The sequence below is a fragment of the Methylomonas fluvii genome, from assembly GCF_014850975.1.
Classification (GTDB): domain Bacteria; phylum Pseudomonadota; class Gammaproteobacteria; order Methylococcales; family Methylomonadaceae; genus Methylomonas; species Methylomonas fluvii.
The window spans coordinates 548,939-567,209 of record NZ_JACXST010000003.1; the positions used below are offsets into that span (position 1 = coordinate 548,939).

Here is an 18,271-nt window from a genome sequence, read left to right on the forward strand (position 1 = left end):
GGTTAGCGCGGTGTAACCCAATATGACGCTGCGTTGTTTAGGTTGGAAAAATGCCGGTGGATAAATAGCGGTCGCCCCGATCGCAAACTATCGCCACGATCAAGGCATTTTCAACTTGTTGGGACAATTGCAAAGCCGCGTAAACCGCGCCGCCTGAGGATACCCCGGCAAAGATGCCCTCTTGCGCCGCCAAGGCTCGCGTGGTGTTTTCCGCATTCAGCTGATTGACTTCAATGATGCTATCCACCCGCACCGAATCGTATATCTTGGGTAAATATTCTTTCGGCCAACGGCGAATGCCAGGGATTTTCGAGTCGCCTTCCGGTTGTACACCGATGATTTGAACGGCGGGATTTTGCTCTTTCAAATACCGCGACGTACCCATAATGGTACCGGTAGTACCCATCGAACTGACGAAGTGCGTAATTTTACCGTGCGTGTCGCGCCAGATTTCCGGGCCGGTGCCTTCGTAATGCGCCAAGGGATTATCGGGGTTGGCGAATTGATCCAGAATCCGCCCCTCGCCGCGCGCTTCCATGGCTCTTGCCAAATCGATAGCGCCTTCCATGCTGGCTTTGGCCGGCGTTAAGATGATCTCCGCGCCGTAGGCTTTCATAGAAGCTATGCGTTCTGAGCTCATATTGTCCGGCATGATCAAGGTCATCTTATAACCCTTAATCGCAGCAGCCATCGCCAATGCAATGCCGGTATTGCCGCTGGTGGCTTCGATCAAGCGGTCGCCTGGTTTGATCTCGCCGCGCGCTTCGGCGTGTTGAATCATGCTTAAAGCTGGACGGTCTTTAACCGAACCAGCCGGATTGTTACCTTCCAGTTTCACCAAAATAGTATTGCCGCCGGCGACAGGCAGGCGTTGCAAACGCACCAATGGCGTATTTCCGACAAAAGATTCTATGGTTGGAAAGTTCATGACTTTAACGTCCGATTAAGTTTACGGCGGCGATTATAGCAAGTTCCAGCCCTCAAGCGCCGCTGTAACCCAAGGCGAAAAAATTTCATTTATAATCGACTGACACCAATCAAACCAGCAGCCGACATGGAATCCATCGATCTAAATAGTCCCGAGCTTTATATCAACCGCGAACACAGCTTATTGGAGTTCAACTTTCGGGTGCTCGCACAAGCCCTGGACGAAACGCTGCCGTTGTTGGAACGGCTGAATTACTTATGCATTTCTTGTTCCAATCTGGATGAGTTTTACGAAGTACGTGTCGCCAGCTTGATACAAATGGCGGAAATGGACCCCAATCTGGTCAGTTCCGACGGCTTAACCATTAACGAGCAATTCGACAAAATCTCGATCAAAGCGCACGAATTGGTTGCCGAGCAATATCGGGTGCTTAACGAAGTACTGATCCCCTGTATGGAGGCCGAAAATATCCGCTTCCTGCGGCGCGACCGCTGGAGTCCGGCGCAAAAAGCCTGGCTGGAAAAATACTTCAACGAAGAGCTGTTGCCGATTCTGACCCCGGTAGGGCTCGATTCCGCCCACCCGTTTCCGCGGATTTTGAATAAGAGTTTAAATTTCATCATCTCCCTGACCGGCAAAGACGCATTTGGACGTAACAGCGGCCGGGCGATTTTGCAGGCGCCGCGCGCCCTGCCCCGCATCGTGCAATTACCTGTTACTGAGACTGACAGCGGACCTTACGATTTTGTGTTTCTGTCCTCCATAATTCACGCGTTCGTCAACGAGTTGTTCAACGGCATGATGGTCAAGGGCTGTTATCAGTTCCGGGTTACCCGCAATAGCGATTTTTTTGTCGACGACGACGCGATCGACGACTTAATGCTGGCGGTGGAAGGCGAATTGGCGATGCGCAATTACGGCGATGAAGTGCGCCTGGAAATCGACGGCAATTGTCCCGAAGAAACTGTGAATTTCTTGTTAGCGCGTTTTGATTTAAAACCTGACCGACTATTTTTAGCCAACGGTCCGGTCAATTTAAGCCGGATGCAAACCATTTTGAGCATGGTCGAACGGCCCGATCTTAAATTTACGCCGTTCAAATCCAGCGTGCCGCCAGCGCTAGGGCGCAATAAGGATATTTTTGCCAGTATCCGCAAACAAGATATTTTGTTACATCATCCGTACGAGTCATTCTCGCCGGTAGTGGATTTCATTCGCCAGGCTGCTGCCGATCCGGATGTATTAGCCATCAAACAAACCTTGTACCGGACCGGCGTGGACTCGCCTATCGTAGCGGCCTTGATCAAAGCCGCCCGCGCCGGCAAGGAAGTGACCGTGGTCATCGAACTGCGGGCGCGTTTCGATGAAAAAGACAATATCGGTTTGGCAGCTAAATTGCAAGAAGCCGCGGCTCACGTGGTGTACGGCGTAGTAGGGTATAAAACCCACGCTAAAATGTGCATGGTCTTGCGCAAGGAAGGCAGCACATTGCGCAATTACGTGCATCTGGGCACCGGCAACTACCATCCTAAAACGGCTCGGCTTTATACTGATTACGGATTGTTTACCTGCGAAAAAGAACTGGGTGAAGACGTGCGCCGGGTATTCATGCAATTGACCAGTTTAGGCAAGGTGAGCAAACTGAATAAGCTGCTGCAATCGCCGTTCACTTTGCACCACGGGATCATGAAGATGATCGACAGGGAAATCGAGAACGCCAAAAAAGGTAAGCCGGCCAGGATTATTATCAAGGTCAATGCCGTCGTTGAGGAACAAGCGATTCAAGCCCTGTACCGCGCATCGCAAGCCGGCGTGGAAATCAAGATGATCGTGCGCGGCGTCTGTTGTTTACGTCCGGGTGTGCCGGGTGTTTCTGAAAATATCGAAGTACGTTCTATTGTCGGCCGCTTCCTGGAACATACCCGTATTTATGCGTTTTGCAACGGCGGCGACTGGGCGGTCTATGCCTCCAGTGCCGACTTGATGAACCGCAATATGTTCCGTCGCGTGGAGGTCTGTTTCCCTATCGCCGACAAGCGAATTGCGGAACGGATTCTTAACGATCTGGATGCGTATCTCAGAGACAATGCCCAAGCCTGGCAATTGCAAAGCGACGGCCAGTACCGGCATTTGCGCGCCGACAATCAGCCCATTTATCAAGTGCAGACCGAACTGCTCAAAGCGTTTTGCGGATAGGATAAGCCATGAGTCAACAACCCCGCCAAATCCGGCAAGTAGTACTCGATACCGAAACCACCGGCATCAACCCCAAGGAAGGTCATAAGATTATCGAAATCGGCTGCGTGGAACTGATTAACCGCCGTTTGACCCGTAATCATTTTCACGTCTATCTGAATCCGGATCGGGAAATCGATGCCGGCGCCATCGAAGTGCATGGCATCACCAACGAATTTTTAAAAGATAAGCCGCGCTTCGCCAATGTGGTCGAAGACTTTATGCGCTTTACTCAGGGCGCCGAGCTGATTATTCACAACGCACCGTTTGACGTCGGCTTTTTGAATCACGAATTGGCGCTGTTAGCCGGCGAAAAACGCCGCGTAGAAACCAACAGCACCGTGTTCGATACCTTGGCGTACGCCCGAAAAAAACACCCCGGCGCGCGAAACAGTTTGGATGCGTTGTGTAAACGCTACGGCATAGACAACAGTCACCGCGAATTGCATGGCGCTTTACTCGACGCTGAAATCCTGGCGGATGTCTATTTATTGATGACCGGAGGCCAAGCTTCCTTGCTGGATGAAGGCGATCACACCGGCAATGGCGGCGAACAGGCTATCGTTAGACTATCGGCCGACAGAGCGCCATTAAAAATCATTGCTTGCAGTAGCGAGGAAGAACTGGCGCACCAACAGCGCTTGGCGAAAATAGCCAAAGTCAGCGGCAATTGTTTGTGGCAACAGTAATGTGGCTAATTTTTTAGACACCCTGCTTTTAAAACCCCCAGAATTCAGTGTCTTCAAATGAAAAAAGCGGTGTAATCGGCGGTGGTTCGATGACTAACTCGCTAAGCGGCATTGGTTTATGCACGCCGTAACCTTGCGCATAATCGACACCTATGGTTTTTAAAACCTCTCTAATCTCAGCGCTTTCGACGTATTCAGCGATGGTCGTCAAGCCCAAGGAATGGGCGATTTCATTCATGGATTTGACGATGGCAACATCGGCTTTATCATTTAATATGTCTTTGACAAAAGCCCCGTCTATTTTCAGATAATCGATATTCAAGTTCTTCAGGTAGGAATACGACGAATAGCCTGACCCGAAATCATCCAAAGAAAATTTGCAATTAAACTGTTTGATGGCCTTGATGAAACTATTTGTTAAATAAAAACTTTCCGCTGCAACCGTTTCCGTGACTTCGAACGTCAGTTTATTTGTGGGCACGCTGGTTGATTCCAATATCCCTTTAAGAAAGCCTAAAAATTCTTCGCTGTTAATAGATTGTCCGGACAAATTGATCGCAAACCCATCAATATGATCGAAATAATGCCTATTATTTTCAATCCACATAAGCACATTGGTAATTACCCATTGATCGATTTCCGGCATACGCTTACAGCGTTCCACGGCAGGTATGAAATGATCGGGCGGAATAATATTATCGTTTTCGTCTTTAATGCCGAGCAGAATTTCATAATGTTGATGACTGGCACTGGTCTCATCGACCGCAGTAATCATTTGGCACCGTAAAAATAACCTATTCTCAGAGAACACTTTGTCAATATTGCCTATCCATTCGTATATTTTATTTTGACGTTTTAAATTCTCGTCATCATGCGTAAAAAGCAAAACATTATTCGGACCGGAACGCTCTGCCGACATGCTGGCGGTATCGGCATTTTGCAACAACTCGTTAACATCAAAATTGTTCTGTTCGAATGGCACCAAACCGATACTCACACCGATGGTATAGCTTTTATCTTGCCATTGAAACCGCGATTCACTAATGACTTTTAACAGTTTTTTGGATAACTCATAAGCAGTTTGCGCTCCGCAATTTTTTAGCAGCACCGCGAACGATTTATCACCAATTCGCGCGAATAAATCGCCATCACGCAACTGCTCGCTGATTAAATGAGTGAGGGTTTTTAAGAATTGTTTGCCGCCAGTCACACCACAAACGTTGGTAATGACGCGAAAGTCCAAAACCTCTATATGGCCCAATATATGGCCGGTACTGTCGAGTTTAACAAGCTCGACTTTTAGCTGTTTAACAAACTCGTCTTTGGTGAGTAAGTCGGTTTCCGCATCATGCGTAGCGTTATAAATCAATTTGCTATGCATGTTTTGCAACATTTGGTTGGTCGCGCGATCCATTAAAGGCACATCCAGGCTTTCTATTCTATTCGCGCCGCCATTTTCCAAAAGTAATGCCAATTCGCTCTTATTAAATTCTAACTTAGTTAGTCCATCGCGATTAACAAAAACGCAAATTGGTAAAATACCCCCTATCCAGACCAGTTTCATCGGTTCAAAACCTTCGGAGCCTCTATAGATTATCAGCCATTCGCCCACCTGCAATTGTGCAACTTGTGCTGCCCATTCAGATTCTATAATGTCCTGCATGGATTTAGGCGCGGGAATTCTGACGGTGTCCATCGGCTTCCTAACTTTTGGCACACCACTACCTACCAGTAAAGCAAATAATTCTTCAATAACATTATCGCGTTTGAATAAGTTAGGACAAACTGTGCCTAGATTCTCTTCGATAAATTTGAGTGTGGTATGAATGCTGACCGACTGCATATTTAGAAACGAATCCTGTTCATAAAGCCAAAATAGTAAATCGTCAATCACTTTGAGATAAGAGGCTTTTTCTTCAGGCTTAGCTTCCTTATTTAATTCGGCAATCACTAACAGGTCTTGCCATCCAGCGCCAAGCAGCGTGGGAATAATCGATGGTACAGAGCGGCCGGCTATACGCTTATCAACTTCCTGCTGGATAGTCAGCCTTGCCGCTTCCAATTTTTGTTGGCCTTCGTAGGGCTCTATTATACGTTTGACGTTGGTTTCATTGGATTTTGTCAATTGCTTAGTGACGCTATCCAATTCATGCTCGACTTCCGTGAAGACGTTAGGATTGCTAATGGACTCGGCGGAAATCCGCGCGATAGCCTTTTCTACAGTATTTTTTATATTAGTATTTTTGATTACCCGATTACTTTTAATCGCAGGTTCCAGAACAGCCAGTTGATTCAGTATTTTGCGGGCAGGATGCGACTCGGAATCCAGAAAATCATTACCTTGCATGGGCAATGACAATAAAGGTAAATGAATACTTTCCAAATAATCTTTAATGTCTTTAGAAAATTCAAGCTCACCGAACAATGCATCAAAAAACCTGCCATACAGCTCAAGGCGCTGAACATCGTTCGCGGCCAACGATTTTGCCTCCGGATTATCAGCTTGTAATTTATCGGTAAGGCTTTTTTGCAGTGTTGTGGTATCTAAATGAAGGCCCGATTTAGCGGTAATATCTTTTTGGATTTTCGCAATCGCAGATAAAACTTCCGCTGGGTCAAATACTTGCTTGACATTATTGACAGGCAGGGTATTTTCCTCGCGCTGAGTATCCGTAGATACGCCCATTGTTTCAGTTAACAGGTTAAGTAATTTTCCTGTAACCTGGCTTAAGGGTTGAATAGCTTTGTGAACGGAAATCGGTTCCGCATCCAAATAATCATTGAAATAAACTTGCTGTTTATCGCTATTTTTTGTATCAAAACTGGGGCCGCTTTGCTTGCTATGAACCGGCATTTTTAATCGCGCGGATTCAAATTTAGCTAAAGTCGCAGTTGCTTGCTTATAAAAATTCGGTAATTCGATTATTAAGGTTTTTTCGAAGTAATTATAAATTGCCTTTTTTATATTGCTCCCCAGCTCAAGCTGTAAGAATATTTCCCTAAAACTGTCACATAAAACCGCTGGACCAATTGGATTATTGATCGCATTATCAAATACACCGAACACTCTGCATAATTCTCTAACTAACAGATTAAGCTCGTCGTCAAAATAGTTTTTAAGCTTTCTGATAGTGGCTGACATATTCAACCAGTCTTCAAAGTCGTCTTTTTCGATCAATGAAAGCGAATCATGATATAAAGCATCTGAGCTTTTTTCGCCGTCACTGGAAATATAATCAACCTGATATATAACAGAACAACAAAACTCGCTACTAATAATCTCTCTATTCAGCTTTAGCGTCGTAATTAAGTCATCAAAAGCTGACGGACTGGAAAAAAACTCAGAATGCGCGTTCGCAGACTGCATAGAATCGCCGAGCGAGTCGAAAAACCTATCGATTAATAAAGGCAAGCTCTCTATTAGAAATTGTTTAAATGTGTTTTTATAATTTTCTTGATTTAAATTGTCTGGTGAAGTGTCTAAATTGTCATACGTTGAGCCCAGCGATCCAACACTGGCTATTTTTCTTAAAGCATTAAACGTAGTGGCGGGCATCTGTTCGGTGACAAGTCCTACTCCCGTCGTGCCGATATGCGTTATTTGTGCATCTACTTCAAAAGTTTTTAGCTAAAATTCCAATTGAATAGAAAAATGGATTTTTATATTTTTATGTAATAAAATCTGCGGATGAGTTTTATCAAAAACCAGATAAAATCCACCGCTACAAAAATCCAGAATACGGCATTCCAGTGTATCAGTTTGGTCGATTATCAATAAAGCGTTTAGATCAATCGCATACCTAATATAGCGACGTCTTTTGCTTTTTTTAATACTAGCAGACATAAATCAGATGAAATAGGAAAAAACTACCGTAATAATAGACACCGACCGTATTCTTTAAACAAGGCCGTTGTAAACTCCGTAAATAGACTAATTGACATTATTTAACGAAGCGGAAATGTATTTATTTTAAGCACCATCTATCTAACGACAATACTGGTGTGGATACTATACCACGTTAGGCTTTGGCGCGGTCCCGGCTGGATGTCAAGTTTAGACCAGTTCGGGCGAATATTTAGCGCACAAAAAACCTAGTTTCAATGGTTACTTGAGTCTCGCCAGAGTCTATAGTTCAACAGCATCAAGGGCTCACGACACTACCGGTGTTTTTGGCCAATGTTTTGCGCGATTTTGCTTGCTGATTGCGTCTGAGTTTGGGATAAATGAAAAACCTGAAAATAACTCGCAAACTGAAAAACTATGAATTACTGGCTGATGAAATCAGAACCCGACACCTTCGGTATAGACGACTTGTTTAATCGACCCGACCAAACCGAGCATTGGGACGGTGTTCGCAACTATCAAGCCCGAAACATGATGCGCGACGACATGAAAATCGGCGATCAGGTATTTTTTTACCATTCAAACTGTGATGAACCGGGTATCGTCGGCATTATGCAAGTGGTGCGCGAATCCTATCCTGACTTTACCGCGTTCGACCCGGACGACAAGCACTTCGATCCGAAAAGCAATCCGGATAAGCCCTCTTGGTACATGGTCGATGTCAAGTTCGTCAGAAAACTATCACGAAATATCAGCCTGCGCGAACTGAAACTGAAACCCGAACTGGCCGATCTGGCTTTGCTGCGCCGCGGGAATCGGCTGTCCATCATGCCGGTGAATGCCGAGCAATGGGCATTTATTCTCGGTTTGGAAAACGCCTAGTCTTCCCAAAGATTTAGCGTCACGCTCATCAGTGTGACGCGGTGGCCGCGATAAACTTCTTGGGCCATCGTAGTCCAGCCAAGTTTTGCATAAAAATCCGCCTGATCCGGTGTAAACAGATAGAGTTTTGCCAAACCGGCTGCCTGGGTTTGCCGCATGACGTGCCGTACCAACTTTGCGCCTATGCCCTGCAGGCGGTATTCAGGCGCCACATAAACGCTGGCCAGCCAGGGCGTCAGCTCCGGGCGAGTATCCATGTCGTTGTGTATGATGGCTGCCGAGCCGGCTAGCTGGCTTTCATGCTTGTAAATAAACGTGCTGGGGATCAATTTGTCGCTCAAATAGGCCTGCATTTTTTTGATGCGCTGTTCCAATGTTTGGCCGGGATTGAGGTCGGCCCACTCGGCATGGTGCCATTGGGCTAGGGTTGGGATTTGGTGGGGTTCTTGGGAGAGGTTGATGATGGTCATTGTTTGTATCTGCGGAATAGCGGGACCCCATTGAATCTGAGTATGACAATTGGTGTCGCTATCGCGACGGTTCGATTTAATGTCGGTTCGCGAACCGACAACAGCGATACTTTTCGCTACGAAAACCATCCTTGGTTTTCGCACTTCGGGCCAGCCTGTCGGCTGTTCAAATTCGCTCCAAGCGAATTTGTGCTTGTCCAAAGAAAAGTATCCAAAAGAAAAAGACACCCGGATTTTGCCCTGATCCTGCGCTTCACAGTTTTTTGCAGGGGTTGGCGAAAGGGGCTTCCTGCCCCTTCGCCAGCGAGCGGCATGCCCGAAAAAGCGGGGCAGGCTCTCCCTGCCACTCCCCTATCGGGCTGATCCTGTAAAATACTGCGATGCTCGGGGGCAAAATATGGGACCAAAACCCTCCCGATGACTAAAATTTCCTGCTAGCATCCCACCAAAAAATCTGTTAGGCCGCCGGGAACGGGCATCCAGTGTCATGGATGGCAAGCTTCGAGTTATCGACGCTCCCTGAATTTCGGCATTGTCGGGTATGCCGAAATGACAATCTCGCTGATGCGTAAGGAATTTTATAAATAACCAATAAACATCTGCTACACAGCGACGGTGTTTCCCTGTATGCCGCGCCGAGCACCGGAGCATTTATTGCACATTATCCGGCATCAAATGCCCTTCCAATATTCGGCTTTCTTTCTGGCTTGCCAGCTAGCCTTCAGAACACCTCTCCCAAATGCTTGCGCAACCCCCTATACAACGTTCGGCGACGGCACTTCGGAATAAACACAACGTGATATTTGCACTCCCATTTCGAGTGGCTCAAGCTCTTGTTCTCGTCCATCAGGTTCTCCTCTTGCGTTTGCTTGGCGGCTCACGTTCTCGAGTTTCCTGATGGACTCCTCTAAATATCAATCGCCTGCTGTCTCCCCGGCAGAGCCGGGGGATTTCTCATTTTTGGTTAAAACTCAAAGTGCCTAATTCTACCGACTCTTTCAAATGTCTTTTAGTAGCTGATTACGCTCGGATGCTTCTATCAAACTCTTGAAGCTTTCGACCGCGTCGATCAGCAGCGGCTGCTGATTGCTTTCCGGCAACTGGTTTTGCCCGCATTGCTCCAGCGCATTGATCACAAAGCTGATGGTCAGGATATGAATATCTAAGGCCGGCAGATAGACCTCGTCGCTGTCTTCAGGCTCTTTCAGCACGGCAATTAGGCGGCTCAGCAATAATTTCGCCAGCACATCCTGAATAATCGCAATCGGTATAGCCAGCTTACCGGCAATTTCGGCGGCACTTAAAGGCGCATGCAATTGACTAAAGTTTTTGACTATCAGATGCATAACTTGCAGGGCCACAAGCTTTTTCATAGCAAAACTCAAATTCACAAAGCGGCTGTTGTTGCGATAAGTTGGATAGTTTTGGGTAAAAAACGCCATCTCGCAACCAAACAATACGATCATCCAGCAGCTTTGCAGCCAAACTACAAATAACGGCAGCGCCGCAAAGCTGCCGTAAATGGCGTTATAACTCGACACGCCGATCTGTAAGCTCAAATACGCCCATTGCAAAAGGTGATAGCTAAGCCCCGTCACCACACCGGCTAGAATGCCGGCGTGAAAGCTTATTTTATGGTTAGGCATAAAAATAAACGTGAAAGAAAACAAAGCGGTCATCAGCAAGACCGGCGACAAACTCAGCGCCTTCACTACCAACCAACTAGCAAACGCCGGCAATTGAATGACGGTAATAAACCAAGTGATTTGCGTACCAACAAAGACAGTGATGCTGCTGGCGGCGATCAGCAGCACCGGCGCCAACAACATCAACGACAAATAATCACTAAATTTGCGGCCCAACGACCGGCTTTTGTCGATTTTCCAGATGTAGTTAAACGATTCTTCTATATTACCTATCAAGCTGATGACGGTCCAAAACAGCACCACAATCCCTATCCCGGCCACCACTTCACCCTTAGCGCTTTCCAACAGGTTTTTGGCAAAGCCGATTAGCTGCACCACTAGCGCATCTCGCTCCGGCATACGCTGCAACAGCTCTTGCTCCAGCATGGTTTCAAAACCAAAGCCCTTGGCAATACCAAACAACATGGCAATGACCGGCACTATCGACAAAATGCTGTACAAGGTTAAAGCGGAGGCGCGTAGCTGACAAAGATCCAGGCTGAAACTTTGCCAGGACAAAATAACGATTTTTAAATACTTGATTAGTTTTTCTTGAACATAAGGCAGATCTTGCTCGTGCAACAGCCAAATATCGTCTCGGACAAATGTCATTAATTTGTGGTGCATGGCTGGACTTGGCAGGTGGCGGTAGCTACAAAAATAGAATCCCTTCTCCGCTGACAGTATAAATTGAAAAAGCTAAGTTGATGGCAATACGTCTTCACCTACCGCAATAGGTTCGCGTCAGGCATTAGACTTGTGCAAGTTTATTGCACATCGAACTGTAGGTTTGCCAGCCTGGCATATAGTCCGCTTTGTTTGCGTAAATCCTCGGGCGAGCCGGTTTCGACAATACGGCCTTGATCCAACACTACGATGCGGCTGACCTTATTCACGGTGACCAAACGGTGGGCGATAATCAAGGTAGTACGACCCTGCATGGCGGCATTTAAACCCTGCTGCACCAATACTTCCGATTCCGCATCCAGCGCGCTGGTAGCTTCGTCCAGCAATAACAGCGGAGCATTTTTCAGAATAGCCCGGGCGATGGCGATACGCTGTCTTTGACCGCCGGATAAACGCGTACCGCGCTCGCCAAGAAAGGTTTGGTAGCCATCGGGCAAGCGCTCTATAAATTCCGCCACCTGCGCCAATTGCCCGGCCGCAATGACTTCCACGTCGCTGGCGTCGGGCCGGCCGTAACGAATATTCTCCAATGCTGAGGTCGAGAAAATCACCGCATCTTGCGGCACGATGGCAATTTTGCTGCGCAGTTCCTGCAAAGATAGGTCGCGAATATCCTGACCGTTCAGGCGGATGTTGCCGTGCGTTACATCGTAAAAACGCAACAACAATTGGAACAACGTTGTCTTGCCGGCGCCGGACGGGCCGATAAAAGCGACGCTCTCCCCTGCCGATATACTTAAATCGATTCTGTCCAGTGCGGCAGTTTGCAAGCGCGAGGGGTAACTGAAGCTCACTTGCTGAAATTCAATTGCCGCTTTATCGCCATTTACCAAAGGCTGAGGTGTGGCAGTATCGACTATCGCCGGTTCGGCATGTAGCAATTCCAGCAAGCGCCCGGTTGCGCCGGTCGCCCGCATTACATCGCCCCAGACCTCGGCTATGGTGCTAACCCCGCTGGACACCAGCGTGGCATAGAGTACGAAGGAAGCCAGTTGTCCGCCGGTCATGACACCGGCGTTGACCTGATTGGCGCCTATCCACAACACAAAAATGATGGAACCCATCACGGCCGTGATGACGATGACCGTCAATGCGGAACGAAATCGGCTGCGGCGGACAGCGGTGAGGAAACTGATTTCGGCACGCTCGCTAAAGCGCTTTGCTTCGCGGCGTTCCTGGGTATAGGCTTGCACGGTAGGCACGGCATTGAGAATCTCGCCAGCCAGCGCCGAGGCATCGGCAATTTTATCCTGCGACTCCCGCGACAGTTTTTTTACTTTCCGGCCCATTGCCAAAATCGGCAAAGTCAGCAAGATCATCAGCCCTAATATCAGCGAGAACAGATGCAGGCTGGTGACCGCCAGCATGATCATGCCACCGACAAACTGAAATAAACTGCGCAAACCCATGGATATAGAACTGCCCACCACAGTCTGGATCAACGTGGTATCGCCGGTCAGTCTTGATAGCACTTCCCCGGTTTGCAAAGTTTCGAAAAATTGCGGCGACTGTGCCAAAACCCGTTCGTAAACCGCGCTGCGCAAGTCCGCCGTCACCCGTTCGCCAACCCAACTGACCGTATAATAACGTGCCGCTATCGTCACCGCCCACAGGCAGGCCAAGCCAAATAGAGCCAAAAAGTGTCCATCCATACTCAGCGAACCCAGCAAACCGCCTTGCTCAGCCTGCCGCTGCCCAAATCCAAAATCAATCAGGTCACGAAATGCCAAAGGCGCTAATAAAATTGTCGCTGACCCTAGGCACAACAAGCAAAAAGCCAGAAGCATTCTGGCCCGATAAGGACGGATAAACGGCCATAAAGCCTTTAATGTAGATATTTTGCGAGAGGAAACGGTTTGCTTAGAACGGGAGACAGGCATATCAATACCTCGTGCGGGAACCTTGGCGCGAAAATGAATCGCTTAAAAATAAAAAACCCGCTAAGCCTTTCGGCTAGCGGGTTTTTAAATTTCTTTGGACTACTCTGGAAGAGTAGATGGTACGAGGGTCGGAATCGATATGAAATGCAATGCATTGTTTTATAAAAACTTATTTATAGCGCATTGCGAACGTATCACTAACCGTGTCACTACTTCGAGTTTTGCCCACCGAAATTCAATTACCGCCGCCCCTATTCCGCGCGGATGGATTCAGAAACGGCGCGGATTGTATCAGCACCTAGCGCGTCACGGTGATTTTCTTCGCCGGCGCGACTCAGTTGGTAGATTCTCGCTCAGCACAAATTTTCGCCAACAAAGCCGCGTCACTGAGTTCCAGCCTGATTACTTCCGCGGCGGCACGCACAGTCACATGACTCAAGCCCTCGTCCCAGGCTGCCGCTGTTTCCAGCAACTCGGCGACCGCTTTTGCTCTTGCTAGCGATGCTATGCCGGCATCCTCAATGCGAAAGGTCTGCAACTGTTCGTCGCTGCCCCATGGTATGCGGTGTTCAAAATTGATTGCTGTTGTGGTCATGATTTGGCTCCGGTAGGCGTTGCGGCATCGAGCAGAAAGGCTCGGACGTGGGTTAATTCGCGAACAGCGACAGCACTGGAACGCGGCTTTTTCCGCAAAGTCGGCGGCGAACCGCGCCCGTATGCTTGCACCGACTGCTGGCTCGGTGGCCTGGCCGGCTGCTTTGGCAAATGCCGGGTGTGGACAGCGCCAACCTCGCGCACCTGCGCGTTATGGTTATTTGGGTTATATGGTTTGGGTGACGTGGTGTCACTGCTTTTTGCTGAAATGTCACGGGTTTTTGACACAGTGGCACCGGTGTGGATAACTTTTTGCGGTGACACATTGTCACTGGCTGTTGAAAAGTCTGAAAAATCCGGTGACAGGGTGTCATCGGTTGTTGAAAACTTTTCAACCATCAACAGGTACCGGTTTGGCCGGCCAGTCTCCCGCACCACAACCAGCAGCCCCAGCGCCTCCAGCTCGCCAATGGCCCGCATGGCACTACGCCGTGAACAGCCGGCCCGTAGTGCAATATCCTCCAGCGACGGGCTACAGTAGCCGGCCTTGTTGGCACGATCCGCCAACGCAACCAGCACCGCTTTGGACGCGCCCATCAAGCGCACCTGGAAAGCGGCGTTCAAATATTCATTACTCATCTTGCACCACCCTGGATTTGATTACCAAGCGAATCAGCAAGATCCAACACCTTATTTGAAGCCACCATAATCGAATCCAGCAGGCCGCTCCGGATATAGTTAGACTTTACTTCGTCTGGAATTTCATCGCCGCAATCGTCATCGAGCAGAAACTTAAACAACAGCGAAGAACAACTGGCGACGGCAGTGGCCGCCGTGGTGATGCTTTTCGTATAGCTGTCCAGCGCGTTTCGATCACTGCTGCTTAGCGTCACAAACCGGGCATTTTTCCAAGACATTTTCGAATCAGCCAATATGACCTGCAGCGCCCACTGAGCAGCATCCACCATGCGGACGTTGGCATCGATCAGATGATGTAAGGCATCAGCCGACAATTCACCTTGCTGGGCTTGCTTAACAGCCTCACCATGGCCGTTGATAACATCTCCAAAGGCTTGAGTTAAAGAGTTGACCAAGGCCGTTTGTTGCTCGATACGAGCAGAATCGGTTTGCTGGCTCATTGCGCACCTCCTTGCGCCCAACGCTGAAAACAGGTGTCGCCGTTGTCCAGGTAATGATGGATCTCTTTCGCCGTGGCTCTGGCATCCAGGGCCAGCACCGCCATGCAATCGTCGAACAGGTCTTTATCCAGGCCACGCAAGGTGACTAAATTGAAGGGAAAGCGGTAGCCGTTATACAGCCCCAGCAGAAAGCGGCGCACGGTACCGGCCTGGCCGGTGTCGCGGTCGGCAACGGCGGACAATCTGATCAGCGCCGGCAGGCCCGTTGCGGTAACTGCTTGGCGCTCAGCGTCCAGTTCGGCTATTTGCCGGAAAAAATCGTTAACGGCGTGGTTTGGTTGGGTGTTGATTGGGCGGATTTTGCCCCGAGCGGACGTATTCATAACGGTTACTCCTTGACAGATAAGTAAACCGCCGCCGATAGTTTCGACGCTATTGGGCGACGGACTGAATGGGGTCGAAAACCGGGTCAAGGATCCGGCCAGCGCCGTACGCTGCCCAGACAGTCCGCCATAATGTAGACGTAGCGATGCTACGCAAATTTTGGGCATAAAAAAGCCGCGATGAATGCGGCGAATTTCGCCTTGACCTTTCCGAGTTTCGACGCCCGGTGTCAGTGTGTTGACTGACGGTTTCATTCTGCTCGCCTAGTGGCGGGAATGTCAATTATTTTTTGAATGCCGCGGCTTGTTGATTATCGAGACGAGTGTTTTTTCAACTAACTCCCGCTACTCATTAGATTTGAAAAACGTTTTTCGGGATGTGCCCTATTTTGTGCCCTGCTCCGTAGCATGGGGCAAAACAGCGATGGTCTAACGATAACGCGAAAGCGGGATAGTTTGAAACCAAAGAAACTTGGTTATTAAAAAGCATTTGTAGGGTTTCGCGTTGCTCTACCTAGCCCTCATGAGCAGGAAGAATGTATTACATGTCATAAAGCCATAACAAACATGCAGGCTTATTCATGGTATTAAGAGCATATTTTAATCATTCAGGGACGAAAACCATGAAAAAAATCAATACTATTCTGCTGGCTGCATTAACGACCTTTCCACTCTTAACTAACGCGGCATCTGTTAAATATACTGAAATTGGCAATGACGGAGTTGGCAATCACTTCATATTCGATTTCTCATGGGATACATCAACCAATTCTGTAACCAGTATTCAAGCATACGAAGAATACAACGATTACAGTAGCACCCCCTCTGTAAATCTTGTCTCGCCGTCATTTTCATGGGACTCCAATCTGTTCCTGACTTCGACCCCAACAGTTGGTGCAGCCATTTTTAAGGACTTTTCTGGATTGTTCGCTTTTTTTATGTTGACGGGTAATAACGGCCTCCCAAATGTAACTAACCTCCCTAGCTATAATTACGCTGTAAACGATGGGAGAACTGGACACCAGTGGTTCGGTTATCAAACTACCATTAGCCAAGTACCAGAACCAACCTCCATTGCACTGCTAGCCTCTGGTATCTTCGGTTTTATTGCATCAAGAAGAAAGTAACTCAATCCTCCATATTAATTGCAAAAAAGCCGACGGCACACTGCCGACGGCTTGGTTGAACAGTTGCGGCTTTAGATGCCGTAATTGGTCCCGACGGTGCGGTAACCAACATTGACCGGCTTGGCTTGGGCAATACCGCTAGTTTGTACCGGTGCGACCCGCAAGCCCGAAGGGGCGTTTTCAAAGCTGACCTTGACGGAAACGGCGCCATTGCCAGCGCCTAACAGGCTTTGTTTGTGGAAGCCTGGCGGACGCATGTCGCCGCTGCCCTGGACACTTAAATCCGGAAGCTTAGGCAAAGCTTTCATCACCGATTCACCAAAGTATTGCGGAATACTGCCAATGAATCGCAAAAACTCGTTATCCGTCACCCAATCAACCATGTATTGCAGCATTTCTTTCAGCGGCTTAAAGAAGTCGACAATATTGGCAATGCCGCTTTTGAACCTCCCGACGATTGTGTCCCAGTTATCAATGATCAGCGGCGCGGCCACAACGGCCGCTTGGGCAAGAATCATCAGCGGATTCATTTTCATGGCGGTATTCAAAACCCCAATGCCACCGGCCAAACCCCAAGCCGCCACCTTTAAGCCGACAAGCGCACCGGCCGTCTTAATCATTGTCATAACGGCCTGCGGATGATCATTGATGAACCCGGCCATTTTTTCCGCTGCCTCCGTCAATCCGCCGCTCAACTGCTTGAGCTGGGGTGCATACGTACCGCCCAGCCTGGCCTGCATGTTTTCTAAAGTCCCGCTCAGCGTATCTACCGTGTTGGATAGCGTGCCTAACGAGTTATTGACTCGTTGGTACACATCGCCCTGATCGGCAAACTTTTTCACCATGTCCCCGTAACCACCGGCCGCCAATACCATGGCTTTGGAAGCATGCTCTTTGCCGAAGGTCTTCTCAAACGTCGAAAACAGTTTGGCGGGATTAAGTTTTGCCATTTTCTCGATGTCTTTCACCAAGTTTTCCACCGTGGTGAACTTGCCGACTCTGGCCGCAGCGGAAATCATTTCCTTAACGCCGGTTCCGGCCTCGCTGGGATCGATACCGGCTTGAGTCAGTAAAGCCACCATCGGTGCCAGGGCGTTGGCTACCTCAATGCCCTGCACTTTTAAGGCTTTCAACGGGCCGCCGGCTTTGGACATGGCCGATGTGAAATCTTCAAACCCAACACCGATATGGCGGGCGCGTTGCATGGTGTCCGCCAGGGCGACAAAATCCTGGTTGGCAACACCAAAGACGTTGGATATTTTCGCAATCCCCAGTGCCGAACTGTCGTAAGTCTCGCCCAGTTCCTTGGTTGCGACACCCAAATAAGCCGCCGCTTTTAAGCCGCCGTTGATCAGCGTGTTGGTGTCCATGCTGTTAGCTTTCATCACTGTGGCCATGCGCTGAAAATCCGCAGTATTGCCCGGCAGCTTGTTGCCCAGTTCAACGGCGACTTTATTCAAAGCCTCAAAACCCGCAGCCACGCCGTTTTTATTCATCAGCGTGTTTTGCAAGGCTACGCCGGCACTTTCAAACTCAGCAAAGGCCCTGGCCGGCATTGCCAGCGATGCGGCGAATCCAGCACCGAACAACGGCGCTCCCTGACCCACTAAATTAAGCTGACGCCTGAACACATTGAGATTTTTACTCATGACCCTTAACGTCGGCGATAACTTGTCAACGGCGGTGATAAGGGCTTTTAACTCAAAGTCTTTCGACATAATGATTTCC

Annotated in this window: 14 protein-coding genes and 1 pseudogene; 4 read left to right on the top strand and 11 right to left on the bottom strand. The window is 48.7% G+C overall.

Annotation, left to right across the window (positions count from 1 at the left end):
- Positions 1–37: 37 nt before the first annotated feature.
- A complete protein-coding gene (gene cysM / locus EBB_RS20065; protein WP_192395506.1) occupies positions 38–928 on the bottom strand; it encodes a cysteine synthase CysM in 891 nt (296 codons plus the stop codon).
- Between the two features lie 126 nt (positions 929–1,054).
- Between cysM and ppk1 the strand changes: the two genes are divergently transcribed.
- Together ppk1 and dnaQ are read left to right on the top strand one after the other, a co-directional pair.
- Positions 1,055–3,124, top strand: coding sequence for a polyphosphate kinase 1 (gene ppk1, locus EBB_RS20070; protein ID WP_192395507.1), 2,070 nt, complete (start codon positions 1,055–1,057; stop codon positions 3,122–3,124).
- An 8-nt stretch (positions 3,125–3,132) separates the two neighbouring features.
- Positions 3,133–3,852 (top strand): DNA polymerase III subunit epsilon, encoded by a 720-nt coding sequence (gene dnaQ, locus EBB_RS20075; protein ID WP_192395508.1) that lies wholly within the window; start codon positions 3,133–3,135, stop codon positions 3,850–3,852.
- A 28-nt stretch (positions 3,853–3,880) separates the two neighbouring features.
- On the opposite strand, the gene EBB_RS20080 is transcribed toward dnaQ, so the two are convergent.
- Positions 3,881–7,408, bottom strand: a complete 3,528-nt coding sequence (locus EBB_RS20080) for a DUF1631 family protein (RefSeq protein WP_192395509.1) — start codon at positions 7,406–7,408, stop codon at positions 3,881–3,883.
- A gap of 705 nt (positions 7,409–8,113) precedes the next feature.
- Between EBB_RS20080 and EBB_RS20085 the strand changes: the two genes are divergently transcribed.
- On the top strand, positions 8,114–8,578 hold the full coding sequence (locus EBB_RS20085) for an EVE domain-containing protein (protein WP_192395510.1): 465 nt from the start codon (positions 8,114–8,116) through the stop codon (positions 8,576–8,578).
- Here the strand turns inward: EBB_RS20085 and EBB_RS20090 are convergent.
- The 8 genes and pseudogenes from EBB_RS20090 to EBB_RS26090 all read right to left on the bottom strand — a co-directional run bounded on the left by EBB_RS20090 (position 8,575) and on the right by EBB_RS26090 (position 15,671).
- Positions 8,575–9,048, bottom strand: a complete 474-nt coding sequence (locus EBB_RS20090; RefSeq protein ID WP_192395511.1) for a GNAT family N-acetyltransferase — start codon at positions 9,046–9,048, stop codon at positions 8,575–8,577. The genes EBB_RS20085 and EBB_RS20090 overlap by 4 nt on opposite strands.
- A 657-nt stretch (positions 9,049–9,705) precedes the next feature.
- Positions 9,706–9,895 (bottom strand): annotated as a pseudogene (locus EBB_RS20095) (transposase); the annotation flags it as partial.
- A 151-nt stretch (positions 9,896–10,046) separates the two neighbouring features.
- Positions 10,047–11,345, bottom strand: coding sequence for a YihY/virulence factor BrkB family protein (locus EBB_RS20100; protein WP_225587636.1), 1,299 nt, complete (start codon positions 11,343–11,345; stop codon positions 10,047–10,049).
- Between the two features lie 155 nt (positions 11,346–11,500).
- Positions 11,501–13,300: an ABC transporter transmembrane domain-containing protein gene (locus tag EBB_RS20105; RefSeq protein ID WP_192395513.1), complete on the bottom strand. Its 1,800-nt coding sequence runs from the start codon at positions 13,298–13,300 to the stop codon at positions 11,501–11,503.
- Positions 13,301–13,634: 334 nt separating this feature from the next.
- A complete protein-coding gene (locus EBB_RS20110) occupies positions 13,635–13,895 on the bottom strand; it encodes a hypothetical protein (protein ID WP_192395514.1) in 261 nt (86 codons plus the stop codon).
- On the bottom strand, positions 13,892–14,533 hold the full coding sequence (locus tag EBB_RS20115) for a helix-turn-helix domain-containing protein (RefSeq protein WP_192395515.1): 642 nt from the start codon (positions 14,531–14,533) through the stop codon (positions 13,892–13,894). Before EBB_RS20115 ends, EBB_RS20110 begins: the two co-directional genes overlap by 4 nt.
- On the bottom strand, positions 14,530–15,033 hold the full coding sequence (locus EBB_RS20120; protein WP_192395516.1) for a hypothetical protein: 504 nt from the start codon (positions 15,031–15,033) through the stop codon (positions 14,530–14,532). Before EBB_RS20120 ends, EBB_RS20115 begins: the two co-directional genes overlap by 4 nt.
- The gene (locus EBB_RS26090; RefSeq protein WP_223146881.1) at positions 15,030–15,671 is read right to left on the bottom strand and encodes a DUF7673 family protein; all 642 of its coding nucleotides are present in this window, start codon (positions 15,669–15,671) and stop codon (positions 15,030–15,032) included. The genes EBB_RS20120 and EBB_RS26090 overlap by 4 nt, the downstream gene beginning before the upstream one ends.
- A 368-nt stretch (positions 15,672–16,039) precedes the next feature.
- On the opposite strand from EBB_RS26090, the gene EBB_RS20130 reads away from it, so the two are divergent.
- A complete protein-coding gene (locus EBB_RS20130; RefSeq protein WP_192395517.1) occupies positions 16,040–16,543 on the top strand; it encodes a PEP-CTERM sorting domain-containing protein in 504 nt (167 codons plus the stop codon).
- 71 nt (positions 16,544–16,614) lie between these two features.
- Here the strand turns inward: EBB_RS20130 and EBB_RS20135 are convergent, their stop codons facing one another.
- A complete protein-coding gene (locus EBB_RS20135) occupies positions 16,615–18,261 on the bottom strand; it encodes a phage tail tape measure protein (RefSeq protein ID WP_192395518.1) in 1,647 nt (548 codons plus the stop codon).
- Positions 18,262–18,271: the final 10 nt, after the last annotated feature.

Excerpts from the sequence above, each read along its gene's own strand:
- EBB_RS20100 (WP_225587636.1), bottom strand. The coding sequence starts at position 11,345 with ATGACATTTGTCCGAGACGATATTTGGCTGTTGCACGAGCAAGATCTG.
- cysM (WP_192395506.1), bottom strand. The coding sequence starts at position 928 with ATGAACTTTCCAACCATAGAATCTTTTGTCGGAAATACGCCATTGGTG.
- EBB_RS20115 (WP_192395515.1), bottom strand. The coding sequence starts at position 14,533 with ATGAGTAATGAATATTTGAACGCCGCTTTCCAGGTGCGCTTGATGGGC.
- EBB_RS20135 (WP_192395518.1), bottom strand. The coding sequence starts at position 18,261 with ATGTCGAAAGACTTTGAGTTAAAAGCCCTTATCACCGCCGTTGACAAG.
- EBB_RS26090 (WP_223146881.1), bottom strand. The coding sequence starts at position 15,671 with ATGAAACCGTCAGTCAACACACTGACACCGGGCGTCGAAACTCGGAAA.
- ppk1 (WP_192395507.1), top strand. The coding sequence starts at position 1,055 with ATGGAATCCATCGATCTAAATAGTCCCGAGCTTTATATCAACCGCGAA.
- EBB_RS20130 (WP_192395517.1), top strand. The coding sequence starts at position 16,040 with ATGAAAAAAATCAATACTATTCTGCTGGCTGCATTAACGACCTTTCCA.
- EBB_RS20110 (WP_192395514.1), bottom strand. The coding sequence starts at position 13,895 with ATGACCACAACAGCAATCAATTTTGAACACCGCATACCATGGGGCAGC.
- EBB_RS20080 (WP_192395509.1), bottom strand. The coding sequence starts at position 7,408 with ATGCCCGCCACTACGTTTAATGCTTTAAGAAAAATAGCCAGTGTTGGA.
- EBB_RS20090 (WP_192395511.1), bottom strand. The coding sequence starts at position 9,048 with ATGACCATCATCAACCTCTCCCAAGAACCCCACCAAATCCCAACCCTA.
- EBB_RS20120 (WP_192395516.1), bottom strand. The coding sequence starts at position 15,033 with ATGAGCCAGCAAACCGATTCTGCTCGTATCGAGCAACAAACGGCCTTG.
- EBB_RS20085 (WP_192395510.1), top strand. The coding sequence starts at position 8,114 with ATGAATTACTGGCTGATGAAATCAGAACCCGACACCTTCGGTATAGAC.
- dnaQ (WP_192395508.1), top strand. The coding sequence starts at position 3,133 with ATGAGTCAACAACCCCGCCAAATCCGGCAAGTAGTACTCGATACCGAA.
- EBB_RS20105 (WP_192395513.1), bottom strand. The coding sequence starts at position 13,300 with ATGCCTGTCTCCCGTTCTAAGCAAACCGTTTCCTCTCGCAAAATATCT.